General features: G+C 36.5%; 27 protein-coding genes and 1 tRNA gene. 10 read left to right on the forward strand and 18 right to left on the reverse strand.

The features are described 5' to 3' along the window. Window positions 1-1,386, forward strand: a complete 1,386-nt coding sequence (gene dnaA, locus AC6EJA_RS00005) for a chromosomal replication initiator protein DnaA (protein WP_498502486.1) — start codon at window positions 1-3, stop codon at window positions 1,384-1,386. Window positions 1,387-1,434: 48 nt separating this feature from the next. Here dnaA and AC6EJA_RS00010 read toward each other — a convergent pair whose 3' ends face one another. After that, window positions 1,435-2,676, reverse strand: a complete 1,242-nt coding sequence (locus AC6EJA_RS00010; RefSeq protein ID WP_498502487.1) for a glutathione S-transferase N-terminal domain-containing protein — start codon at window positions 2,674-2,676, stop codon at window positions 1,435-1,437. Between the two features lie 26 nt (window positions 2,677-2,702). Between AC6EJA_RS00010 and gorA the strand changes: the two genes are divergently transcribed. After that, entirely contained in the window at window positions 2,703-4,079 is a 1,377-nt protein-coding gene (gorA, locus tag AC6EJA_RS00015) for a glutathione-disulfide reductase (RefSeq protein WP_498502488.1), read from the forward strand. Between the two features lie 10 nt (window positions 4,080-4,089). Here gorA and AC6EJA_RS00020 read toward each other — a convergent pair whose 3' ends face one another. After that, window positions 4,090-5,187, reverse strand: coding sequence for a calcium/sodium antiporter (locus AC6EJA_RS00020; protein ID WP_498502489.1), 1,098 nt, complete (start codon window positions 5,185-5,187; stop codon window positions 4,090-4,092). Between the two features lie 144 nt (window positions 5,188-5,331). Between AC6EJA_RS00020 and pyrC the strand changes: the two genes are divergently transcribed. Then, the gene (pyrC, locus tag AC6EJA_RS00025; protein ID WP_498503599.1) at window positions 5,332-6,426 is read left to right on the forward strand and encodes a dihydroorotase; all 1,095 of its coding nucleotides are present in this window, start codon (window positions 5,332-5,334) and stop codon (window positions 6,424-6,426) included. 8 nt (window positions 6,427-6,434) lie between these two features. On the opposite strand, the gene AC6EJA_RS00030 is transcribed toward pyrC, so the two are convergent. Next, window positions 6,435-6,520 (reverse strand) — tRNA-Leu (locus AC6EJA_RS00030). Window positions 6,521-6,581: 61 nt separating this feature from the next. Here AC6EJA_RS00030 and AC6EJA_RS00035 point away from each other — a divergent pair. The 3 genes from AC6EJA_RS00035 (at window position 6,582) to trpA (ending at window position 8,050) form a co-directional block, all read left to right on the forward strand. Further along, window positions 6,582-6,833 (forward strand): NAD(P)H-quinone oxidoreductase subunit L, encoded by a 252-nt coding sequence (locus tag AC6EJA_RS00035; protein WP_498502490.1) that lies wholly within the window; start codon window positions 6,582-6,584, stop codon window positions 6,831-6,833. Between the two features lie 3 nt (window positions 6,834-6,836). Further along, a complete protein-coding gene (locus AC6EJA_RS00040) occupies window positions 6,837-7,151 on the forward strand; it encodes a DUF3007 family protein (protein WP_498502491.1) in 315 nt (104 codons plus the stop codon). Window positions 7,152-7,249: 98 nt separating this feature from the next. Beyond that, a complete protein-coding gene (gene trpA / locus AC6EJA_RS00045; RefSeq protein ID WP_498502492.1) occupies window positions 7,250-8,050 on the forward strand; it encodes a tryptophan synthase subunit alpha in 801 nt (266 codons plus the stop codon). A gap of 127 nt (window positions 8,051-8,177) precedes the next feature. Here the strand turns inward: trpA and AC6EJA_RS00050 are convergent, their stop codons facing one another. Continuing rightward, window positions 8,178-8,549 carry an AbrB family transcriptional regulator gene (locus AC6EJA_RS00050; protein WP_498502493.1) on the reverse strand — a complete coding sequence of 124 codons (372 nt, stop codon included), beginning with the start codon at window positions 8,547-8,549 and terminating at the stop codon, window positions 8,178-8,180. Between the two features lie 103 nt (window positions 8,550-8,652). Between AC6EJA_RS00050 and AC6EJA_RS00055 the strand changes: the two genes are divergently transcribed. Further along, window positions 8,653-8,922, forward strand: a complete 270-nt coding sequence (locus tag AC6EJA_RS00055) for a YciI family protein (protein ID WP_498502494.1) — start codon at window positions 8,653-8,655, stop codon at window positions 8,920-8,922. Here the strand turns inward: AC6EJA_RS00055 and AC6EJA_RS00060 are convergent. Genes AC6EJA_RS00060 through AC6EJA_RS00075 form a run of 4 tightly spaced genes read right to left on the reverse strand, consistent with a single transcriptional unit; the run spans window position 8,898 to window position 10,990 of the window. Next, on the reverse strand, window positions 8,898-9,278 hold the full coding sequence (locus AC6EJA_RS00060) for a c-type cytochrome (protein WP_498502495.1): 381 nt from the start codon (window positions 9,276-9,278) through the stop codon (window positions 8,898-8,900). The genes AC6EJA_RS00055 and AC6EJA_RS00060 overlap by 25 nt on opposite strands. A 42-nt stretch (window positions 9,279-9,320) precedes the next feature. After that, the gene (locus tag AC6EJA_RS00065; RefSeq protein WP_498502496.1) at window positions 9,321-9,641 is read right to left on the reverse strand and encodes a hypothetical protein; all 321 of its coding nucleotides are present in this window, start codon (window positions 9,639-9,641) and stop codon (window positions 9,321-9,323) included. A gap of 1 nt (window position 9,642) precedes the next feature. After that, a complete protein-coding gene (locus tag AC6EJA_RS00070) occupies window positions 9,643-10,008 on the reverse strand; it encodes a YkvA family protein (RefSeq protein ID WP_498502497.1) in 366 nt (121 codons plus the stop codon). Between the two features lie 46 nt (window positions 10,009-10,054). Then, window positions 10,055-10,990: a sigma-70 family RNA polymerase sigma factor gene (locus tag AC6EJA_RS00075; protein WP_498502498.1), complete on the reverse strand. Its 936-nt coding sequence runs from the start codon at window positions 10,988-10,990 to the stop codon at window positions 10,055-10,057. A gap of 214 nt (window positions 10,991-11,204) precedes the next feature. Between AC6EJA_RS00075 and AC6EJA_RS00080 the strand changes: the two genes are divergently transcribed. After that, window positions 11,205-11,693 (forward strand): DUF2214 family protein, encoded by a 489-nt coding sequence (locus tag AC6EJA_RS00080; protein WP_498502499.1) that lies wholly within the window; start codon window positions 11,205-11,207, stop codon window positions 11,691-11,693. Window positions 11,694-11,729: 36 nt separating this feature from the next. Here the strand turns inward: AC6EJA_RS00080 and hisIE are convergent, their stop codons facing one another. Beyond that, window positions 11,730-12,404, reverse strand: coding sequence for a bifunctional phosphoribosyl-AMP cyclohydrolase/phosphoribosyl-ATP diphosphatase HisIE (gene hisIE, locus AC6EJA_RS00085; RefSeq protein ID WP_498502500.1), 675 nt, complete (start codon window positions 12,402-12,404; stop codon window positions 11,730-11,732). Window positions 12,405-12,465: 61 nt separating this feature from the next. On the opposite strand from hisIE, the gene AC6EJA_RS00090 reads away from it, so the two are divergent. Further along, a complete protein-coding gene (locus AC6EJA_RS00090) occupies window positions 12,466-12,933 on the forward strand; it encodes a 6-carboxytetrahydropterin synthase (protein WP_498502501.1) in 468 nt (155 codons plus the stop codon). 98 nt (window positions 12,934-13,031) lie between these two features. Beyond that, on the forward strand, window positions 13,032-13,640 hold the full coding sequence (locus AC6EJA_RS00095) for a HupE/UreJ family protein (RefSeq protein ID WP_498502502.1): 609 nt from the start codon (window positions 13,032-13,034) through the stop codon (window positions 13,638-13,640). Here AC6EJA_RS00095 and clpB read toward each other — a convergent pair. From clpB to AC6EJA_RS00140, 9 genes are all read right to left on the reverse strand, one after another. Continuing rightward, window positions 13,611-16,235, reverse strand: a complete 2,625-nt coding sequence (gene clpB / locus AC6EJA_RS00100) for an ATP-dependent chaperone ClpB (protein ID WP_498502503.1) — start codon at window positions 16,233-16,235, stop codon at window positions 13,611-13,613. The genes AC6EJA_RS00095 and clpB overlap by 30 nt on opposite strands. A gap of 241 nt (window positions 16,236-16,476) precedes the next feature. Continuing rightward, window positions 16,477-16,836, reverse strand: coding sequence for a plastocyanin (gene petE / locus AC6EJA_RS00105; protein ID WP_498502504.1), 360 nt, complete (start codon window positions 16,834-16,836; stop codon window positions 16,477-16,479). Window positions 16,837-16,861: 25 nt separating this feature from the next. Then, window positions 16,862-17,866, reverse strand: coding sequence for an NAD-dependent epimerase/dehydratase family protein (locus AC6EJA_RS00110; protein WP_498502505.1), 1,005 nt, complete (start codon window positions 17,864-17,866; stop codon window positions 16,862-16,864). Next, window positions 17,863-18,921, reverse strand: coding sequence for a uroporphyrinogen decarboxylase (gene hemE / locus AC6EJA_RS00115; RefSeq protein ID WP_498502506.1), 1,059 nt, complete (start codon window positions 18,919-18,921; stop codon window positions 17,863-17,865). Before hemE ends, AC6EJA_RS00110 begins: the two co-directional genes overlap by 4 nt. A 124-nt stretch (window positions 18,922-19,045) precedes the next feature. Continuing rightward, entirely contained in the window at window positions 19,046-21,334 is a 2,289-nt protein-coding gene (gene glgB / locus AC6EJA_RS00120) for a 1,4-alpha-glucan branching protein GlgB (RefSeq protein ID WP_498502507.1), read from the reverse strand. 60 nt (window positions 21,335-21,394) lie between these two features. Further along, window positions 21,395-23,008 carry a CocE/NonD family hydrolase gene (locus AC6EJA_RS00125; RefSeq protein ID WP_498502508.1) on the reverse strand — a complete coding sequence of 538 codons (1,614 nt, stop codon included), beginning with the start codon at window positions 23,006-23,008 and terminating at the stop codon, window positions 21,395-21,397. Beyond that, window positions 22,998-23,264, reverse strand: coding sequence for a DUF8664 family protein (locus tag AC6EJA_RS00130; RefSeq protein WP_498502509.1), 267 nt, complete (start codon window positions 23,262-23,264; stop codon window positions 22,998-23,000). Before AC6EJA_RS00130 ends, AC6EJA_RS00125 begins: the two co-directional genes overlap by 11 nt. A gap of 66 nt (window positions 23,265-23,330) precedes the next feature. Next, window positions 23,331-23,735, reverse strand: a complete 405-nt coding sequence (locus tag AC6EJA_RS00135; protein WP_498502510.1) for a DUF4332 domain-containing protein — start codon at window positions 23,733-23,735, stop codon at window positions 23,331-23,333. Window positions 23,736-23,743: 8 nt separating this feature from the next. Beyond that, entirely contained in the window at window positions 23,744-24,280 is a 537-nt protein-coding gene (locus AC6EJA_RS00140) for a Ycf51 family protein (protein WP_498502511.1), read from the reverse strand. Between the last annotated feature and the right edge of the window lie 140 nt (window positions 24,281-24,420).

Raw genomic sequence — 24,420 nt, forward strand, 5'->3', positions numbered from 1 at the left:
GTGCTAACGGGTGATGAAGTTTGGGACAAGGTTCAAGGGTCCCTTCAAAAGAATTTGAGCAAACCCTCTTATGAGACCTGGATTAGACCAGCAAAATTTCATTCCCTGAAACAGGGAAAAATGATTTTGATTGCTCCAAATCCATTCTCAAGCAATTATTTGAAGAAAAATTATGCCAATACAATTGAAGAGCTAGTTCTAAAGATATATGGCGAGCCCCTAAAAGTTGAATTTCAATCAATTGAGAGCAAATCGGAAAATAAGGAAAAATCTAAAACTTTAGCTAGCAAAAAGGGAACTAAGACTCAGCAATCTGATTATCAAAGTACCCCTGTTAAGAGAACAAATAATAAAAAACCCTCTTTGAATCACAAGTATGTTTTTAATAGATTTGTTGTTGGTCCAAATAGTCGGATGGCTCATGCTGCCGCGATGGCAGTTGCAGAATCCCCTGGGCGCGAATTCAACCCTTTGTATATATGCGGTGGCGTCGGTTTAGGTAAAACACATTTGATGCAGGCAATTGGTCATTATCGATTGGAAATTGATCCTCATGCAAAAGTTACTTATGTTTCTACCGAAACTTTTACAAATGATTTGATTCTCGCTATTCGAAAAGGAGAGATGGAATCATTTAGGAATAGATATCGGGCCGCAGATCTCATACTTGTAGACGATATTCAATTTATTGAGGGTAAGGAATTTACTCAGGAAGAGTTCTTTCATACATTTAATGCTTTACATGAGGTGGGACGTCAAATAGTTTTAACTAGTGATAGACCACCCAGTCAAATTTCACGCCTTCAGGAGCGTTTGATTTCAAGATTCTCTATGGGATTAATTGCTGATATACAAGCACCAGATTTGGAAACTAGAATGGCCATTTTGCAAAAGAAAGCCGAACAAGAGCGCATGAGGTTACCAAGGGATTTGGTTCAATTTATTGCCGGTAGATTCACTTCAAATATTAGGGAGTTGGAGGGGGCTTTTACTCGGGCTGTTGCTTTTTCATCTATCACTGGTTTGCCTATGAATGTTGAGTCAGTTGCACCAATGCTTGATCCAAGTAGTAAAGGTGTTGAGGTTACCCCAAAACAAGTGATTGATAAAGTTGCGGAGGTTTTTGATGTAACAACAGATGAGATGAAAAGCTCAAGTAGACGTAGGCCTGTAAGTCAGGCGAGACAAGTAGGGATGTATTTAATGCGTTATGGAACAGATTTAAGTCTGCCTAGGATTGGTGAAGCATTTGGTGGAAAAGATCACACTACTGTTATTTATGCAATTGAGCAAATTGAAAAAAAATTATCAACTAACCCTGAGACAGCAAGTATAGTCCAACGAGTTAAAGATCTTCTTCAGATAGATTCTAGAAAACATCGCTAAAAAAAGATTTTATTAATTTGTGAGATCTTATTAATCTAATTAACGTATTTAGCTGTTAATAAAATTATTTGGATTTTGGTCGAAACGATTTACTAAAGGTATTGGGTAGCCATATGCTCTCCCATCCATTTGAGCTGTTTTTTCGAGTGCTTGGCGAAACTCTCTTGCTGCAAGTAAAGGCATATCTCGAGGAACTGAAATTCGATCTCTTAGATATCTAAGTCCTATAGCAGTACCTGGATTAGGTGGACAACTCTCTTCCTTAAGCATATTTGTTAGTGCGGCCTGCAAAGGTTGTTCAAAATCATCTCTGTCGAGTGGGTTTGCATGCATTATGCCCTCTTTATGTTTTATTACTCTTGCAAGAGCAATTGCTGCAGGTTTATTTTTTGAAAGAATCGAAGAACAAATCTCTTGATCCCCTAAACCATTACCGTTATCAATATCTTGAGCAAATCTTTGCTGGATCTCATTCTTATCTTTAAAACATCCTCCCATTTGGGGAGGGAGATCATGTGCATGGGTGTGAAAGTCCCCTTGAGTTCCACGATATGAATCAAAATTTTCTAGCTTGCAAAACCAATTATTGATGGAATGGAATTTTTTTCTGACTAGGAATCCTTTGTAATAGGCGAGAGATGCATTCATTCTCTCTAGGTAGGGTATAAAAACAACATCACCGCTACCAGGTTGAGTTATTCCTTCTTGAGAAATCATGGGATCAAGCCATAGTGATTCTTGATTTGAGATAAGTTGATCAAGCTCTTCCATAACTAATAGAAAATTTTGTTTTCTTTTTTTTTCTTCTCGTTTAAATAATGTTGGTTTACAAAGCCAATTGCACCAGCTAAAAAAGATTTTTCTTTCGAGATTTCTTAAGTTAATATTTCTAGGATGAATTAAAGAATTTCCCAATGTCCCAAAGGACTTCTCGAGAGATAAAAGTATCTCATCGCTCTCAGTAATGATTTTCTTGTCTAACTCTATAACTGGCAACATTCCAGATGGAACTTTCTTCAAAAACCATTCTTCTTTTTTGCCATAACAGCGCATATTGATTTTTTCGATTCGGTAGGGAATTCTCTTTAACTCAAGCCAAAGCCAAACTTTTTGACAATATGGGCACCATGCGTGCCTATCTCTGAAAAGGGTAACTCTGATACTTGATTCAGAATTACCAAATAGTCGAAGACTTGTGTGCGAATTATTGGGACCATTAATTCGGTCGTCTTCGCTAGCAGCAAAACTTTTTAATTTGTCCCATGAGTAGGGATTTATGGCTTGATCCATATTTTTGATGGAGAATTGAAAAGTAGTTGATTGTTACTCGCTTGGAAAACAATTTTGATTTGATCGTAATTGGCGCAGGCTCTGGTGGTCTGGCGGCCGCCAAAAGAGCGGCAGCTCACGGTGCAAGAGTTGCCATAATTGAGGGTGATCGAGTTGGCGGTACATGTGTAATAAGGGGTTGTGTCCCCAAAAAATTGCTTGTCTATGGTTCCTCTTATGGTGAATCCATAAAAAACGGAAGTAAATATGGAATTGATTTTAATGAAGTTAGTTTCAATACAGAAATATTATTGAGCAATATCAGAAATGAGGTAAATCGATTGAATTGCCTCCATATTGATTTTTTGAAGAGAGCAGGAGTCAGATTATTTAAAGGATGGGCAGAATTTTTGAATAAAAATTCAATTGCAATAAAAGAATCTAAAGATGCTCCTATTACCGACACAATTCGCGGAGAAATGATATTGATTGCTGTTGGAGGAGGAGCTACAAGGCCGAAAATAAAAGGATCCTCCGTTGGACTTATTAGCGATGATATGTTTTTGATGAAAAAATACCCTGAACACATGGTTATTGTGGGAGGTGGTTTTATCGCCTGTGAGTTTGCCTGCATACTTACTGGATTGGGTACAAAAGTCACTCAATTAGTTAGGGGTAATAATTTATTAAAAGGATTTGATTGCGAACTTTCAGAAAATTTAAAAAAAAGTATGATTGCCAATAATATTGAAGTATATTTTGGTGAAACTGTTAATGAACTAGAAAAAACGAATGATCACCTAAAAGTTACTACTGATAAGCGAGAAATTAAATGTGACGAATTGTTATTTGCTGTTGGAAGGAAACCATCCCTTGATGGATTAGGCCTTGATAAAGTAGGAATCAAATATGATCAAAATAAAATTTATGTAGGAAGTCAAAATGCAACTAATATTTCTAATATTTATGCGATTGGTGATGTTACCAATAGAGCTAATCTAACACCGGTTGCGATTGAAGAAGGAAGATCTTTTTCTGATAATATTTTTGGGAATAAAAATCGAATTATAAATTATAATTTTATTCCCAAAGCGGTATTTAGCCAACCTGAGCTCGCATCCGTAGGACTTTCGGAAGAAGAGGCAGTAATCAAATATGGAGAGGGGGGAATTAATGTTTTTCGTGCTAGCTTTATTCCCATGTCTCAGACTTTAAGTTATAGTCGCCAGAGCTGTTTTATGAAATTAATCGTTTCAAAAAAATCTGATAAAATATTAGGCTGCCACATGTTAGGCGAGCATTCTGCGGAAATTATTCAAATGGCATCTATTGCATTATCGATTGGTGCGACTAAAAGTGATTTCGATAAAACGATGGCTTTACATCCAACTGTTTCAGAAGAATTCGTAACTATGAGTGGTTAACCTAAAGTTATTAATTAAAATTTGATTTTCTGGATAGATAAAAGTATTCCGCTGACTTGAAAAAAATTATTAGTAGACTCATCGGTAAAATTATAAATATAACCACAGATCGAAAAATATTGTGGTATTCAGGAGAAGTTATTGGAATTATTTGATCCAAAAGATATAAGATATATAGACCTAATAAACCGCTTCCTTCAAGTCTACTTATTTTACCTTTAGTCCAGAAAATTGGCATGCAGGCAAGTGTAGAAATTACCATTATGGGTAAATCTTTTTTTATAAGTAATTGATCGACAGATAATCCATTATTTCCAGAAAATAATGCACATGATCCTAATACAAGTAACTGATTTAAGAGGCTGCTTCCAATAACATTTCCAATTGCTAAATCAACTCTTCCTCTAAAAGTTGCCACTAATGATGTTACTAGTTCTGGCATTGATGTACCAGCCGAAACAATTGTTAATCCAACTATTGTTTCGCTAATTCCAAAGAATAGAGCGAAGGTACTAGCTCCACTAACCAGTAATTTTGAGCCAAATGTTAGTAGAGCGATTCCTAAGCAAATTTTCCCAGTTGCAATTGTCCAATTTTTTGAATCGGATTTTGCATAATTATTTTCACTAATTGAAAAAGTATTGGAATCCTCTCTGGCTGTACGAATTTCCCAAATTGTATTAATGATAAGTGCAACGAGGAGCGCGATCCCTGCCTGCCATGTAAATTTTCCACCTGAGGCCATCCCCCAGACACATGTTGAAACAGCTATTAAGAGAGGAACATCTCTTCTAAGCAAGCGACTCTCGACTTTTAAGGGAAGGATTATCGAACTGCCACCTAAAACAACCAGGATATTAAAAATATTACTTCCTACGACATTGCTCAGTGCAAGCTCCTCTGAACCTTGGAATATTGAATTCAAGCTAACAAAAAGTTCAGGAGCACTAGTCCCAAGTGAAACTACAGTAAGACCAATTATCAGCTGGTGTATTTTGAGTATTTTGGCGAAACTTACTGCACCTTGGACAAATATCTCTCCACCCCAAAAAAGGAGACCTATCCCAAAAATTAGTTCAATTAACGATATTGTGAGAGTGTTGAGCATCTTTGGTTATGTTATTTCTTTGATAACAATTCGATTTTTCTTTTAATGTTATTTGGCTGGGTTGATTTAATTCGTTATTTTCTGATTAAATTGAAATATTTCCTTTTGAGCAGATATTTCATTTTTGTCTCAAATTAAATTTGGATAGTTAAATTGTTAGACAAAATCACCCTAAGACAACCTGATGATTGGCACTTACATTTAAGAGATGGAAATCTCCTGAGATCATTTTTGGCTCATAGCTCAAGGGTCTTTAGGCGCGCAATAATAATGCCAAATCTATCTCCTCCCATAACCACGATTGATTTAGGGAATAGCTATAGAGATAGGATTTTAAAATCAATACCTAGAGGCATAAGTTTCACACCATTAATGACCGCATACCTGACTGATGATATGTCTCCGGAAACTTTAATAAAAGGCTATGAACAAAAACTATTTATTGGCGCAAAGCTTTATCCCGCTAATTCAACGACAAATTCATCTGAGGGTGTTAGTGATTTAAATAATATTGACTTGTTATTTGAGACGATGGAACGTTTAGGAATGCCATTATTGATTCATGGCGAGGAGGTTGATCAGGAGGTTGATATTTTTGATAGAGAAGCTGTATTTATTGAGAGAAGACTGTCACCCCTTCTTAAGAAATATCCGAAATTAAGAGTTGTATTAGAGCACATAACAACAAAAGACGCAGTAGATTTTGTTCAAACAAGCGGATATGAAATAGCTGCTACTATCACACCTCATCATTTACACATAAATAGGAATGCACTTTTTGCGGGAGGATTAAATTCAGATTTTTATTGTCTTCCAGTTGTGAAGAGAGAAATCCACCGCTTAGCCTTGAGAAAGGCTGCAACTAGCGGAAAACCATGCTTTTTCCTAGGAACTGATTCTGCACCTCATCTGCGACCTGCGAAAGAGAATTCATGTGCATGCGCAGGGATTTTTAATTCTCCTTTTGCTTTAGAGAGTTATGCGGAAGTTTTCGATAGTGAGAATAAAATGGAGAATCTCGAGCCCTTCTGCAGTGAATTTGGAGCAAAATTCTATGGGCTTAAATTGAATTCAAAGAAAATAACTTTAGTGAGAAAAATCCAAATGGTTCCCAAATTTATTAATGTTGGAGAGTTTAACCAAAAAGAAAAAATCATACCTTTTCATGCAGGCGAAAAACTTAGTTGGACCCTTTTGACCAATGAGGAAGGGGGGTGTGCTTTTGGTAGTAATTCTTAGTTTATTGATGGGAGTAGGGGGACTTGAACCCCCACGGCCTAAAGCGGCCAACAGATTTTAAGTCTGGTGCGTCTACCAATTCCGCCATACTCCCTAGAAAAGGCTTAGATTACCCCTAACCTGGATCTAGGTTTCATTTAACAGTATCCTCCATAGTGACTTTTTTTGCTTTAGAAAATCAAATTTCCAACAATTTAGTTCTCGTTTTGGGTACTTATGCAGGATTAGGGATCATATATTTAATAGTAGTTCCTCTGTTTTTGTTTTACTGGATGAATAATAGATGGCACTTTATGGGCAAAATAGAAAGACTGGTGATTTATGGGTTGGTTTTTTTATTCTTTCCTGGTTTAATTTTATTTGCTCCTTTTTTAAACCTTCGTCTTGAAGGGCAAAACGAGGAGTAAGTTTTGACTAGAGCAAAAGTATTTCAGTTTGGCCTGGCTGTTCTTCTTTTAGGTGGAATTGGTTATTTAGGCCTTTCAATGGCTGGATTTGATGGACTCACTTCTGGGATCATTTCAGAAGCTTTCTTAGTGATTATTGTTTTGATATGGACTTGCTCTTACTTTTATAGAGTTTTTACAGGAAATATGACTTTTATCGAACAGCGAAAAAGGTACAGAGAAGCCTACGAAGAATTATCAAGAAAAAAATTACAAGCTAAATTTGATTCATTACCCGAAGAAGAGCAAATCAGATTATTGAAGGAACTTGACAAGTAATAAATGAATTTCGTTAATACTTTCATTTTTAAGTTGCTTTGAATTAACAGATGTGAGATTTTTAACTTATACAAAATAGTGATCGAGCTTTTCTAACCTTGAATAAATCAAGTATCAAAAATATCTTCCAAAAGATTAAGCAAGAAAAAAAAATTGCCATTATGCCATTTTTAATGGCAGGCGATCCAAACTTGAGAACTACATCAGAGATTTTGCTTAAGTTACAGGAAAATGGCGCAGATATTATTGAACTTGGAATTCCATATAGTGATCCACTAGCGGATGGACCTGTTATTCAGTTGTCTGCATCAAGAGCTCTTTCTTCAGGAACTTCAATATTAAGTGTATTTGAAATGTTGAGCTCTTTACGAGATAGATTGCAGGTCCCTGTTGTCCTTTTCACTTATTGCAATCCTGTATTGAATATCGGGTTTGAAAAGTTCTGTATCGATGCATCGGATGTAGGTGCATCAGGTTTAGTTATACCTGATCTTCCGTTAGAGGAAGCAGAAAAATTTTCACCAATTGCCTCAGCTAGAGGTTTAGATTTGATCCTCTTAGTTGCACCCACAACCCCTAAAGATCGAATGATAAGGATTGCTAAAAATAGCAAGGGATTTACTTATCTAGTAAGTGTTACAGGTGTTACTGGAGAGAGATCAGTTATGGATGATCGAGTTAAGACTCTCGTGAAAAATCTTAAAGAATCTGTCTCAAGTCCTATAGCTGTTGGTTTTGGCATTTCATCTCCTAAACATATACGACAAGTTCGTAGTTGGGGTGCAGATGGAGCAATAGTTGGCAGCGCCCTAGTTAAAAAAATTGCAAATGCTGCGACTGGTAATGAAGTAGAAGAGGCAGGAAATTTCTTAAAAAAATTAAGAGAAGAATCTAATTAGTTTACTCATAAACTGTGATTCTTTAATTATAGATCAGCATAAAAAAAAGCCCTCAAGTTAGTGAGAGCCTTTATTCTGATGAATTTATATTTTACTATTAATCAAATTAATAATTAAATTAATTTTCTTAATCTTCGTCATCGTCACCAGCGCCAGCAGGAACAAGTCTGATTTGCTTGCGTCCAAGCTTGATTTCAAATTCATCACCAGCTTTTAAATCTAACAAAGCAGTATATGCCTTGCCAATTAAAAGATTTCCATTGCCTTGAACAGTCGCTACATAACTAAGTTTCCTTCCACCTTTGCCAATTCCAGCAACTCCAGTAGCTCCAAGGCTTACACCTTTAGCTTCAAGAAGTGCTTCGTAAAAGGCTGTGAAATTTAGTCTTTCACCACCATCCTTCTTTGTGGATATATATCCACAAGCCTTTACAAGATCTGACTTGCTTACATCACCAAGTTCTTTGACTTTGGTGAGTAGGTCGCTACCTGTGAGCATAATTCTGAAATAAAAGAATCTACGTAATTAACATAGCAAAATGTATGCCAATTGTGTCAACATTAGAGTGTTATTTTTAAGAGATTAATTAATCTTCCAACAGATGGATCAATTTTTACTTTGGGGTAAATACTGTGAAAATGCTATTCAAAAGCGAACACCATTTCGTGAAGAGCATCTTGATAGGCTTTCTAAACTTAAGGAAGAAGGGATTCTTATTACCTTAGGACCTACAAAATGTACTAGTTATGTTTTTGGGATATTTCAAATATCTAGTCTTCATAAATTAAGAGAATTGATTGAAGAAGACGTTTATTGGCGAGAAGGTATATGGACTTCGTTTGATATTTATCCCTGGACCCAAGCTTTCTGAGCTTGCTCCCATATCCAATTTGCGACAATTTTATCGCCTTCTTCTCCTAAAACTTTCTTATAACCTGACATATTACCGATGCCTTCTCTAGCAACTTTTGCAATAGCTTCTGGGTTATCTAATTTGTTACGTTTAAGAGCTTGAAGTTTTAGGGTTTTGTTTCTTCTAATAATATTTCCACCTTTTATATGACATCCTGCGCAATTTTCAATAAAAAGTTTTTCACCATTTGAGTTGGATTGTGCCCATGTTTGTCTCGCTGTAAGTGAACATGATATAAAAAGGATCAAAATAAAAAATGTTGCATAGTAAAAAAAAACTCTTAATTTAAGAAATTCTTTTTTAAGTAAGTTCATAAATTAAATTGCGAATATAGGATGATTCTCAAAAATTTGTAATTAATCTTTCCTTTCTTCTTTTAGTTCTTCAAGTAGGAGATCAAGTTGACTGAACGGGTCAGATTGATTGCTGACATCCAAATTAATTCCTAAATGATCTGATTTTGACCATTCATCCTCAATTGAGCAAAGAATTTCTGCGACCCTTATTACTCCCCCTCTAGCGTATTCTTCTTCGATAACTTCAATAATTGAATTCATTCTTGAAGAATTCGCTTTAAGTGATTTTTGAAGATCAGATTGACTCCTCTCCCTATTCTTTAACCAATCTTTTATGAGCACAGTAAAACTTTGCTCAGTATCTTTGGACCATTTATTCATTTTATGATGGGAACCATCTATCAAGCCTTATTCTGGCTTTCAACTTTATTTGCGGAGTCATATGATTTTGCCAAAGACTTATAACTGCCGTTAGAGCAACAAGATCATCGCTAAACCCCGCAACTGGGACTATGTCTGGAACCAAATCAAAAGGCATAATTAAATAAGTAAGAGCAGCAATCATCGATACTCTTGCCTGGGTGGGTGTGCCTGGATCAATCATCAATTCAAATACTTCTAAAGCAGGCTTGGCTATTGCACGACCAGCTTTGCGCAAAATATTTCTTAAAACATCCTCATTAATAACAGAGCTGTCAATGACCTCTGCTTCATAAAAATCACTTTTTTGATTTGAATCTTGAGGCATATTTAAAAGGTTTGAGGAGAATTACTAACGTTGCTTTTACTTCAGATTATTCATTTTCTATTGTAATTCCCTCTGCAATCCCACTATTTACTCCAGCTTTTCTAAGTTTCCTAAGAGCTCTTTGAACAACTTGTCTACAATATTCTCTGCTGCAATTCATATGCCTGGCAACTTCAGCTAAAGTTCGCCATTGATTTGTACCATCAAGTCCAAAGCGCAGGCTGACTATCGTTCTTTCTTTAGGGGTAAGGTTGGCTTTATCCAAAAGAGACCATGCCGAATCGCTTCTTTCGGCTAATTCAGCAAGCTCCATCGGAGGCATTTCCTCGGAGGGTAATACATCGACAAGTTCCGAAGGGTCAGATTTTGATTTGATTACTCCTTGGAGACTAACTGTTATGCTTCTCAATTCACAAGAAAGAAGCTCTTCTACCTCTGTTAGCGAGATATTCATCTTCTTTGAAATTTGTTCGCTAGAAGGAGGAGCTCCGTACTCCTGCATTAGTCTTGATTTTGCGGCCCTCAATTTTGTCAACTTTTCATTAATGTTGACAGGTATTCTTATGGTTCTACTTTGAGTCGATAAGGCCCTATTTAACCCCTGGCGGATCCACCAGTAGGCATAGGTTGAGAAGCGATGACCTCTTTTGGGATCATATTTTTCAACAGCACGAGTTAATCCTAAGGTGCCTTCTTGAATTAGATCAAGTAATTCAAGTCCTTTCCCTTGGTATCGTTTTGCAAGATTTACAACAAGCCTGAGATTAGCCTCTATCATTTTATTCTTTGCCTTCTCTCCAATACGAATAGCCCTTTTTTCAACTTCTGTATATTTACATTCTGGCCCTTTACCCCCTGCTAATTGACACCTTTGTGTAAGAGCAACCATGGCTTGAACTTTTCGGCCCATGGTGAGTTCTTGCTCGGGTGTAAGCAAGGGATGTCTTCCGATTTCTCCAAGAAAGTCGCTTAAAGAACTCAAGAGGTTTGCCTCATTTATATTTAATCTAGGGAGAAAATGTTTACTTTCATTTAGCGTAATGAATAGTTCGGAATTGATAACGATTTTCTGTCATATGAGTATTGAAATCTTATTTTCCAACTTTATATTTATTCATCTTTTATTAGGTGAAGTTACTTATCTCACAAATTTATTAAATATATAGTTAGCCTCAGAGGGCTGATTTTTTTTACCCATGCCCCTGGGATCAATTTTTGGTAATGCTGTCATACATAAAGCAGCGATTGCCTATATTCATTATTTAAGTTTTATGCTTTGCTTTGCAGCTTTAGTCCTAGAGCGTAAAATTGTAAAAGTTTCGCCAAACAGATCTGATGCTATCTCGATGATCATCACTGATGTTGTCTATGGGATAGCGGCTTTAGCATTGCTTATTACTGGAATATCGAGAGTTTATTATTTTGGTCAGGGGAGCCAGTTTTACTTTAGTAATCCTATCTTTTGGTTAAAAGTCGGTGTTTTTCTTTTTGTAGGAGCACTTTCACTTTATCCCACCATTACGTATATCCTTTGGGCTATTCCCTTGTCAAAAGGGGAATTACCTTACGTTGACTCAAATTTAGTTGACCGCCTAAAAATAATAATCAATGTTGAATTGTGCGGTTTCGCACTTATTCCATTTTTTGCAACAATGATGGCAAGAGGCGTTGGATTGACTTATTAAGACTTATACAAAGTCATAAAAAAATAAAATATTGCTTTATGACTTTGTAAATCTTCTTTTTCCTCGCCTGCTGGCAAGTATCTCAAGGACTTGATCCCAAGAAACATTGTGAAATTTTAAAGCAACTTGTAAGTGAAAAATAATATCAGCGGCTTCATTTGCTATTGAATTTTGGCTCTCATCTTTGCATGCCATTATGAATTCAGCGGATTCTTCGCCAATTTTCTTTAAAATTTGATTGTCTCCTCCATCAATGAGTGACTTTGTATAACTACCTTCTACATCTTTAGAAAATCTATCTTCAATAGTATTGAATAATTCATTACATGCATTTGATGGTGGGCGTTCATTTCTCTCTGATTTATTCCCCTCATTGTTTATTTCATTGAAAAAACAACTTCTTACTCCTTTATGACAAGAAATAGAATTTTTTTGTTTGATAGTTAAAAGTATTACGTCCGAATCGCAATCATAACGGATGGCTTTGATTTCTTGAGTGTTCCCGCTGGTTTCTCCTTTGCGCCAGATTTCATTTCTTGACCGACTCCAGTAATAAGCGTTCCCATTTTTAATTGTTTTTTCAAGCGCCTCTCTGTTCATCCATGCCATCATTAAAACAGCACCATCGAGCCAATCTTGAGCTATTGCTGGCACTAGACCTTTTTCGTCAAAATGTATTTTTTCGATTACTGATGCTCCTATTGAATTCATATTGCTTTCTAAAGTTTAAAATTTTCCTAAGCCTAATCCAATTTGTTAAATCTTTGGACTGATGTCTATGAATTCTTTTAAATTTACTTCTAGCAAAAAATTCACAGATTTTCCTTGTTGCCATAGGCAATGGCAGCATCCAGGACATTGTCGATTTGTTCATGGTTATAGTAGAAGTTTCAGATTCTGGTTTGGTGCAAATCGACTTGATGTAAATGGATTTGTAGTAGATTTTTCTGATTTGAAAGAATTACATCAAAAATTAAAAGATCAGTTTGATCATACTTTTTTGATAAATAAAGATGACCCACTTATCTCCACTTGGGAAAAGCTTCATCAAGATGGTGCTCTTGATCTTCGGGTTATGGAAAATGTTGGAATGGAATTTTCAGCAAAGCTAGTCTGGGAATGGGCAAATGATCTTGTAAAGAGAAAGGATAAGGGACGAACTTGTTGTTGGCGAGCAGAGGCTAGGGAGAATGATCAGAATTCAGCTTTTTATGAATCGAATCCCGACTGGTTTCATTAATGTAGATACTAGTCTAATTATTTTAATATTACTTTTTTGCTCTTCTCGTTTAGATTCAAAATAGTAAAATATTAAATCTCAATAACTGAATGTCGTCTATGAATACTTCTCCAAAAATTTCAGAATCATCAAGTTTTCGCCCTCTGATTATCTTGATTGGCATCCTCTTATTGTGTGTGATTTTAGTAAACCCAGTTTTTGCTCACCATCCCTTTGATGGAATGGGTGAACTCAATTTGCTAACAAGTCTGTTAAGTGGGCTCGCACACCCAGTCCTTGGCGTTGATCATCTTCTTTTTCTAATTTCTATTGGTTTTGCGAGTAAATTTGTTGCTCAGAAATTTTTACCATATTTCCTTGCTACTGGTTTTTTAGGAGCCGTACTTTCTCAAGCTTCTCCTTCTTTTCCTGGTCTGGAAATAATCTTGAGTTTAAGTGTTGTTATATCAGCTTTTATAGCAATAGGCGAAATGAATATATTAGTTTTATTACCTCTTATATTCTTTCATGGTTTTGCATTGGGTAACGTAATAATTGGGAATGAACCTACAATTTTATTTGGATATTTCATAGGTTTATTTTTCTCACAATTACTATTAATTAAAGCGGGTATTTACAGTTTTAATCGCTTTTATAAACAGAGAAAAACATTGATTGGATTCATTTTAGGGGCTGGTTTAACAATTACTTTTGGAATGATTTTCTGATATATTTTCGAAAATTAGTCTATCTGCTTCAGAGTTGACCTGGATTGTATCGCCGCTTTGGAAAACTCCTTTAAGTATCATTTTTGCAATAGGTGTCTCTAGCTTAGTTTGAATTTCTCTTTTCAGTGGCCTTGCTCCAAAGCTAGGGTTATATGAATTTTCTGCTATTAATTTTATAGATTTTTGATCGATAATCAATTTTAAATTTTTTTCTTTGAGTCTATTCTTTAATCTTTCAATTTGAATTAGAACTATACCAGACAAATCTTCTTTTTTGAGACTATTAAAAATAATCCACTCATCTAGTCTATTCAAAAATTCGGGTTTAAATGTTTTATTTAAAAGAAGGGTTATTCTTTGATTTATTTGATCCTTTCCATCCTCTAATTCTGATAGCTCAATTATTGATTGGCTCCCTAAATTACTAGTCAATATAATTATTGTATTTTTAAAGTCAACCGTTCGCCCTTGCCCGTCGGTAAGACGGCCTTCATCAAGTATTTGTAGCATGATATTGAAAATATCTGGATGAGCTTTTTCAATTTCATCAAATAAGAGTAAAGAATAAGGTTTTCTGCGAACAGTCTCAGTTAGCTGTCCACCTGATTCATGTCCTACATATCCAGGAGGGGCTCCTATGAGACGACTCACTGAATGTTTTTCCATGTATTCCGACATGTCAATCCTTACCATCGCATTTTCGCTATCAAAAAGTTGAGAAGAAAGTGACTTAGAAAGCTCAGTTTTCCCTACTCCAGTTGGCCCCAAAAATAGAAAACTCGCTATCGGTCTATTTGGATCGCTTAAACCTGTTCGTGATCTTTGAATGGCCTCTGAAACGGATTTGACTGCATCTCTCTGGCCAATAACTTTTTGATTAAGGAAATCTTCTAAACCGAGAAGCCTTGTTATTTCAGATTCTACAAGTTTAGACAATGGAATAGATGTCCACTTTGATATGACTTCAGATATGTCATTCTCTTTGACTTCTTCTCTTAAAAGAGAGCTCTCTTTTGAATTGTTTTCCTTTTCTAAAATTGATTCCTTTTCTTTTAAGTTCTCCTGCAAGTTATTAAGTGTCCCGTATTCAAGTTTAGCGGCTTGATTTAAATCATAGTCTCTTTTAGCTTGATCAATTTTTAATTGAACTCGCTCTATTTCTTCTTTAATATTTGATACTTCGTCAATTGATTCTTTCTCTCTTTTCCACTGATTATTTAGAGAAAATTGTTTTTCAGTTAGACTATTAAGTTCAGTCTCTATAAGATTTAGTCTTTCTTTACTTGCAAAATCAGACTCCCTTTCAAGAGAAAGTTTTTCCATTTGAAGTTGAATTATCTTCCTGTCTATTTCATCAATTTCTTGAGGCTTGGAGGTTATGTCCATTTTTATTTTTGAGGCAGATTCGTCAATTAAATCAATTGCTTTGTCAGGCAAAAATCTGTCGGAGATGTATCTGTTGCTTAAAATTGCTGCTGCCACTAGGGCATTGTCAGCTATTCGAACTCCATGATGTACTTCGTAACGCTCTTTTAAACCTCTTAAAATTGATATTGTATCTTCAACACTTGGTTCGTTAATTATTACTTGTTGGAATCTTCTTTCCAATGCGGGATCTTTTTCTATGTGTTTTTTGTGTTCATTAAGAGTGGTTGCACCAATGCACCTCAGTTCACCTCTTGCAAGCATCGGCTTGAGAAGATTACTTGCATCCATTGCGCCTCCGCTTGCACCTGCCCCCACTACCGTATGAATTTCATCAATAAAAAGTATTATTTGCCCTTCTGATTCAGTTACTTCTTTAAGGACGGCCTTTAGTCGTTCTTCAAATTCACCTCTATATTTTGCACCTGCAATTAGAGCACCCATGTCTAAGGCAATTAATTTTCTATCCTGCAGAGCTGTTGGTACGTCTCCATTGATAATGCGTTGAGCAAGCCCTTCAACAATTGCTGTTTTTCCAACTCCAGGCTCCCCTATCAGTACAGGGTTATTTTTTGTTCTTCTACTTAAAATCTGAACAGTTCGTCTAACTTCCTCATCTCTTCCAATAACAGGGTCAAGCTTGCCTTCTCTTGCTGAAGACGTGAGATCAATACCATATTTAGTAAGTGATTCATATTTTGCTTCTGGATTTTGATCAGTCACTTTTTGACTCCCTCTAATAGATTTAATAGCTTGATTCAATTTATTGGTTTCAAGGCCAGCAAGTGTGAAAATTTTTTTACAACATCTATCATCTTTTTGAAGTGCTACAAATATATGTTCAACCGAGATAAATAAATCACCGTAGGAATCTTTGATTTTATCAGCTTGATCTAATGAATCAGTTATCTCTTTGGAGAGGAATAATGTATCAGGTTTATTTTTTAATTTTGGTTGATTCTCTATAAATTCATTGAGACTATTTTTTATTTTAATCAAATTTCCATCAGCATTTTTTATAATATTTTTAATTAAATTATTTTCCTTAATAAGCGATAAACAAAGGTGTTCGGATTCTATTTTTTGACTATTATTTTCTTTGGCAATATCTTGAGCTGCTATAATTGTAGACCACGCTTTCTCTGTAAAAAGATCTGCTCTTGGCTGCATAAGATCATAATTTCTTTCTTAAATTTATTTGAAAAAGGTTAATTTGTTTAGTAGGAAAACCGATCTACGACTTTCTATTGATATGGGGATTACCAGCAATAAATTTTAATTAAACAGTTTTATGGACCTTAGCTATTCCCAATACCTATTATTTCATTATAGTTTTAGTGAAAATTCAAAAAAAAAAAAACGAGTTTGATTTAATCAAACTCGTTTTTCTGTGTGTATGTGTGCGTCGAATTTACTCAACAACAACTTTTCCTACCATTCCCGCACCTCTATGAGGCTCGCAGTAGAAATCGTATGTCCCAGAATCACTGAAGGTCCTTTCCCATGATTCGCCTGGAGCGAAAGCTAAATCTGGATGACTGAGATCCTCGTTACCGTCAAAAACTGCATTATGAGGTGCCAGTTTATTGTTTACAAATTTAACTGTGTCTCCAGCACTGATATTTACAGTACTGGGCTCGAAAGCAAGCATCCCAGCATCAGTTCCTAGCTTGACTTCAACAGTTTTGGCTTGAGCTGAAGGAACTGCCAGAGTTACAACAAGAAGTAGTGCAAAACAAGCAGTTGCAAGTTTGCGAAAAAGTGAAAACATTCAATTCTTAATTTCTGCGCATATTTTAGCTTCCTTTGGGGTTTTTTTTCTTTGATAATTCTGAAAAATGTAATACCTCATGAAGCGTCTTTGCGTAACTTCTGCTACCAAAGCTTTCAGGAGAGGTGACTGGGTTATGAATAAAGTTCTTTTGCTTGATACTAAATCGGTCCCAGTTATTAATTTCAATGGGAAGGATTTTGATAAGAAGTTCTATTAACCATCCACTTAATGGAATCCCGGGAGTCTTTTTCATCCCCCTCCACTCGAGCAAAACTTTTATGGCCTCATTTATTGATATTGCTGGTTGGCCGAGAACAAGCTTCCTAATACCACTTTTTGCATTTTCAGGACCAGTTTTGTGAGGTGTGCTTGCTAAGTGGCCACAAATAAAAGCAATATCTGCTGCATGAATGAAATGAAAATTTGAGTCAAGTCTTATCCATCTAGCCAGCCAAAGCCATTTAACTGCGTCATTTAAACCGCGAGTCAAATAGCTCACAGGAAAATTTCCTGATCCATCAACTTTTCCCCCAAAAACTAAAGTTGGAAAAACAGCAATTATTTTTTCTGATAATGGATGATCTTGAAGTTCCCTGAAACATCTTGCTTTTGTTTGAATGTATTCTGTTCCATATCTGAACGCTTCAGGAAGAGGTGATAAGTTTTTCTTGAGTATGCTTGCTGTAGAGAAATAAATGAATTGTTCAAGTAATTCAGGGTCTAGCAAGTTTAACAATTTTTCAATTGCTATTACGTTGACTTCGTAAGCACGATTTGGATCTCCCCATGCAGTAGCAGTATGAATAACTCTAGTTATTTTTGATAATTCGTCGGCAAAAATGCTTGGCTGGCGTAAATCTCCAATTATTAAGTTTATTCGTGGATGTTCCGAGTCAACTGCTTTGAGTTTGCTTGGATCTCTGAGCCATAAATAAAGTTCAGCTTGAGTATTCTTAAAAAGCCATGCGGCTGTGTATTGCCCTACACAACCGCTGGCACCAGTTATTAGTATTCGAGACTTTTTCAAGAATCAAAAGTTATTAATTCATTTACTGATTTACCTGCCTCGAAGAAGACTTTTGCATTATCTTCTGGCGTACCAGGAAGAATTCCGTGACCAAGATTTAAAATATGCTTCCGACCTTTTGCTTTCGAAACGGTATCAAGCACTCTCTCTTTTATTGCTTTTGGACTCCCAAATAAAAGGCCTGGATCAACGTTACCTTGAATTCCTATGCTTGAGGGGATTCTTTTACACCCATCAGCCATATCAACAGTCCAGTCAAGGGAAATGATATCAACACCAGTTGTTGCCATTCTTTCTAATACACCGGCACTTCCAGAAATATATAAAATTATAGGGGTTTTTGGGTGAGTATCTTTAACCAACTCTATTACTTTTTTCTGATAAGGTGCCGCAAATTCATCGTAATCAATAGGACTTAATTGTCCGGCCCATGAATCAAACATCTGGACTACTTGAGCTCCAGAATTAATTTGATAACGTAAATAATTAGCTATCGAGTTAGCAAAATGGTTAAGAAGTTTGTGCAATAATTCGGGCTCCTGAAAAGCCATTGCCTTAATTATTGAATAATTTTTACTGCTTTTACCCTCTACTACATAAGCCGCCAATGTCCATGGCGCCCCCACAAATCCAAGAACAGCAGCCTCGTTCTTGACACTTTCTCTTAATCTACCAAGGACATCTCCAACAAAATTCATGCTTTCTTCAGGAACAAGAGGTCTAAGATTTTTAACTTGAGAAATTTCTCTAATGGGATTGTTAATTATTGGTCCTTTACTTTCAATGATGTCAAAGTCAATTCCCATCCCCGGCAATGGTGTGAGAATGTCGGAAAAAAGAATTACTCCATCTGGTTTAAAAGCTCTAAATGGCTGCATTGATATTTCATAAGAAAGATCAGGATTTTCTGAGCGATCTCTGAAATTAGGGTGCTTATCTCGCAAGTCTCTATAAACCTTCATGTATCGCCCTGCTTGGCGCATCATCCATACGGGGGGCCTTTCTACAGACTCACCTCTCGCGGCGCGAAGTAATAATGGTAATGATTCGCTCATTAATTTGATACGTCAATTCAAAAATTTACTAAAGAGCGGACCTTTAAGGAGAAATTGAAGACTTTAATAAAAGGCTTCTTCACACACTCAAATATTAGGGACCTGAGTTTGTTGAATCTTTTTGTCAAATCTTTGAACCTTTTCCAATTGATTTTTGTTGATTGTGTTTCAAAACAACCACTCCTAGTGGAGGTAGAGATAAATCGAGTGAATAGTCATATCCGTGGATATGCCATTCATCGGTGAATTTGCCTCCCATATTCCCAGTATTTGATCCTCCGTAATTTGATGAATCTGTGTTCAACAATTCATCAAAGAAACCACATATGGGAACACCAACCCTGTAATTGGAGTGAGATTCTGGGGTGAAATTGGCTATTACAACAACCCATTCTCCATTCTTTCGCTCTCTTCTCATAAAACTAATCACAGAATTCTTATGATCATTGCAATCTATCCACTGAAATCCATATTCATCAAAATCATCTCTCCATAATGCTGGCTGAGATTTGTACAAGAAATTTAGGTCTTTAATTAATTTCTGCAAACCTTGATGAGGTTCATATTGAGTTAATTCCCATTCCAAATCATCCCAAACATTCCACTCTTTCCGTTGTCCAAATTCCATTCCCATAAAAATTGTTTTCTTTCCAGGGTGTGTCCACATATAAGCAAGGAGAGCTCTGGTGTTGGCGTGTTTTTTCCAATCATCTCCTGGCATTTTGTTTAAAAGATTACTTTTCCCATGAACAACTTCATCGTGACTGAGGGCTAGCATGAAATTTTCTGTGAAGTTATAGCAAATTGAAAAAGTGACATTGTTTTGATGAAATTGTCTAAACCAAGGATCCATTTCAAAATAATCGAGCATATCGTGCATCCAACCCATATTCCATTTCAAATTGAATCCAAGACCACCTATGTCTGTAGGTTTTGTCACCCCTGGCCAGGTTGTTGATTCCTCCGCTATGGATAAGGCTCCAGGAAAGTGTTGGAATAAAACATGATTTGCTTGTTGAAGAAATTTAACTGCTTCGAGGTTTTCGTTTCCGCCATGTTCATTTGGGATCCATTGTCCCTCTGGTCTTAAATAATCTCTATAAAGCATCGAGGCAACAGCGTCTACTCTTATTCCATCAATATGAAATTGATCAAACCAATAAACAAGATTAGCGACTAAAAAGTTTCTTACTTCATTCCTACTGTAATTAAAAATTAATGTTCCCCATTCCTTGTGCTCGCCAATTCTTGAATCTGCATGCTCGTAGAGGTGACTGCCATCAAAAAAAGCAAGTCCATGTCCGTCTTTTGGAAAATGCCCTGGGACCCAGTCCAGTATGACTCCAATTCCGGCTTCATGGCATTTATTTACAAATTCTCTAAATTCATTTGGTGAGCCATATCTACTTGTGGGTGCGTACCAACCTGTAACTTGATAGCCCCAAGAACCATCAAAAGGATGTTCAGAAATCGGCATCAACTCAATATGAGTAAACCCCTTTTCTTTTATGTAGGGAATAACTTTTTCCGCTAGTTCTGAATAAGTTAGCAATCTTGTTCCAGGCTTCATTTCAGCGGCAGGAACAGGATCTCTTTCTTTTCCATTGATGTCAATGAAAGGTTCTGATGAGGAAGCATGTAGCCAGCTTCCAAGATGCATCTCATAGACAGATATTGGTTGGTTAAGTGGATTTTTCGTATCTCGTTTTGATATCCAATCAAAATCAGTCCATTCATATGAATTTAATTTTGAAACAATAGAACTTGTTGCAGGACGAATTTCATGATGAAAGCCATATGGATCAGCTTTTTGATAACAATGTCCTTCGCTTGATCTGATTTCATATTTATAAAGATCTCCTTCTTTAAAATTTGGAATAAAAATCTCCCAAATGCCACCAAGCCGTTTTTGCATAGGGTGATGTCTGCCATCCCATGAATTTAAATCTCCAATGATTGAGATACTTCTGGCATGAGGAGCCCAAAGACAAAACATAACCCCATCCACTCCAGCCATAGAAGTGAGATGAGCTCCCATCTTTCGCCAAATGTGGTGATGATTTCCCTCTGCAAAAAGGTGTCTATCAACGTCTCCCATCCAAGATTCTCTAAAAGACCATGGGTCATGTTGGATATGCTCATTACCTGACCTGGTTACCTTTAGTTGATAATTCTCTTTGGGGTTATTTCCCAATCTTCTTTCAAAAATCCAGGGATGGTTCGGATTGCTCATCTCTAATTGCTCATTATTTAGAAGCAATTCAACTTTTTCCGCTTCAGGCATCCATGCACGTATTACCCACCCCTCCTCAAAAGATTGAGGACCAAGGATTGAAAAGGGACTGTCATGCTTGCAATCTGCAAGTTCCTGGCCTGCACTGTTCATCCAGTCGCAGATAACACTTGTTTCCATGATTGACTGGATAATTAGTCTCTTACCTTAGTGCTATCAGAGCCACTCAGGGAAGCTTTGTTATTCAAGAAGTGATGAGAAGTATAGTTTTGCCCCAAGAAAATTCATTGAGATCGTAGTAATAGTACTGATCATTTGAGGGGGACCACAAATTTCCCTATTGTTACCTGGATTTACTCCTATGGCAGGCCAAGCTGCTCCTGCAATTGAGATTCGTAGTTTGGTTCCCTTTGGGAAAGTAGCAAAAATTGGTTGGAGATTTACTTTTCTAAAAACTGATAATCGACTTTCTGGGCCCACTACTCGAAGAAATCCTGTTGAGAGCTGGATAACTGTTCCTTTGTCTTCATCAATTATTGATAGTGCAACACATAAGTCAAATCCATCCTTGTCTGAGAAGGCTTCAATATTAAGTTTTGGTCTCCCAAATATTTGGAGAGAATTTTTAAAACTGGAAGTTGTGAAAGTAGCCACGTCAGTCCTCTTATCCAAGGTAGATCTATCGGCCTGTCCTGGAATTGGATCTAAGTGGCCTCCAATGGAGGGGAAAGGCCGCCATGGATCATGCACTAAATTAAGGTAACCAGCGTCTAAGGGATTATTGGATTCCAGCTTTCCATCACTTGAGTCAAAATTTGACACTCCATCACTGCTGGACAAATACCAATTAATCTTCGCTCTGGTTGGTTTATTTATTTCAAGGGAGTGCCATTTTTTTTTAGTTAGATCCCAAAACATATGACCTGCTTGGGTTGTTTTTTCTGACGAAATATCTTTTAGATGTTTTTGAAAAAATTTTAAAAGCAAAGAATGAGTGCCGTCCCACCACTGCAGATGGGTTGCTGGGCCTATATGTATTGCTGGGTTTCCACCAGCATTAATTGATTGCCGATAGATATCCAATACACCTGTCAGGTGAGGATCCCACCATCCACCAATTAAAAGCATTGGTTGTTTGAGCCAACTCTTAAGAGGTTTATGAACTGACCAATCTTTTGATAATGAATTTGATTGCTTAAACCATCTCATTGCCATCCCATTTGGATCATATTTATTTAAGAGTGTTATGCCTTCTCTAAGGTAATTACCACTTTCAAGACTTTTTCGAATCTCTAACCAGGCTTGTTCTCTACTTCTTCTTTTTGCCTTTTGTGCAGCTAATTGTAATCCCCAGGAAATTCCTATATGCCACCAGAAAGCATTACCATCGCAAGCCCAATGGTGATTTTCGTTAACTCCTGTCATTGCTGGCGCCAGGCATTCCGGTGGCCTAGTCCCTTCTTTGGCGACAAGCTGAGTCAGACCTTGATATGAAAACCCATAAGTACCTAAAAGACCATTGCATTCAGGTAGTGATCTAACCCAATTATGTGTTTCTGATGTATCGGCAGCTTCCTGATCAAAACCCATAAATTCTCCTTCTGAGTCCCCTTGGCCTCTCACATCTTGCATAACAACCAAGAATCCATTTTTCGCAAACCAAGTTGGATGTGGATAGGTGATTGTTGAAGCTATCTCTCTTCCATAGGGCTGTCTCATTAATATTGCTGGCCATGGTCCACCCGATGAAGGGTGCCATGCTCTTGCTTTGAGCTTTACACCGTCACTCAAAAGAAGTTCAATATCTTTTTTTTGGAGTTCACTATAATTTTTCAAATTTTTCTTACGTAACATCTGGGCAATGGATCCCTCTTACATACATGGAAAGTATTTCGGCATCAATTTCGCTCAAATTACGTTGTGAAGATATTGAGCTTATGGATTGGGTAGAGCTTGCTGAAATCCCCTGAGAGTTCAGTTTCCTAAATTTTGAACATAAAGCCTGAGCCTCAGATGGATTATTTTTAACACTCTCCAGAAGAGAAGACTGAGCTTTAGTTAGCAATCCAGGACTCAAAAGTGAAACTATCAGTCCAATGAAATAAATCATTTGAATACTCTGCCTTTTAACATTTTATTTGATTTTTGATTGAATTGGTAGGGAAATTCAATATGACTAGTGATTTCGTTCATTATTTTTAGCTTTCTTGATTAATTTATTTGCCTTTTCAAGATTAAAAATAGGAATTCTCCCTGTCTTAAGAATTCTCTCAAGACGAGAAGTTCGTTTGTATAGTTCTTCAGGTGTAAGTTTCTTTATTGCTTGCAAGGATGAGATACCTGAATGCATTAAAAGTGCAGCCTCACTCTCGGGAATATCAAGTTCACAGATTAGGATAGCCATACAACGGATTTTCTCAAGATTTCTTTTTGAGGCAAGAGAACTTGTTGTAATATTGCTGATTTCAGTGTCGTTAATTTCACTTAATTTTTCCCATGTATTAAATTTCAATTCACGCAATATCTCTGCTTCAATTTTCAGATTTGGAGTCAGTTTTACAATTCTATTGGAGTTATTCAACTTGTATTTTATTTTTCAATAATATTTTCTGAATCTATTCCATCATTATCATCTGAAGTCTGCAAAATTAAATCTTGTTGAGAATAAATAGTGAAAGTGGTTTTGTCCTCAGATATATCTTTAATCGCTTCGCCAATAATGATAGGCATACTTACACCCTCTGAGATTGGTTCAATTTTTCTTATCCTGATGTTGATTTTTGATCTATTTCTTCCACCACCTTTTAAATTACCTGCTATTTGCTCGAGAGTTGGCTTGGTATTTTCCTCATTGAAATCGGTTGGGGCCTGAGCAACTACTAAATCGTACCCATTGTCGTAAACAATTGGTGCGTACTGAGCACCTTCAATCTCCACAGGGGGCCTATAGCTCTCTGTGAATGCCCAGGAACTCGCAGAAAGTAAAAAGGTAAATATGCTCGCTCCAACTAATCGAAACTTTCCTCCCAAGTTAAATATGAAGAAAATTATCGTCAAAATTAACAGAGCTAAACCCAACCACCCAAACCAAATAGTTGCTTGTTGAAGAATTTGAGAAATAGACATCGGCTGGTGAATATGACTAACTGTCCTTATATTTTGTTTGCTGCCCCAATGGTAGAAAGTCTTTTATGGGCGATAAGAGAAAATACTTCACATTCTTGAGAGTTGGTCTCATAGGTATTTTTCTTGTGGGAACTTTTGGG

The sequence above is a fragment of the Prochlorococcus sp. MIT2309 genome (assembly GCF_059772305.1).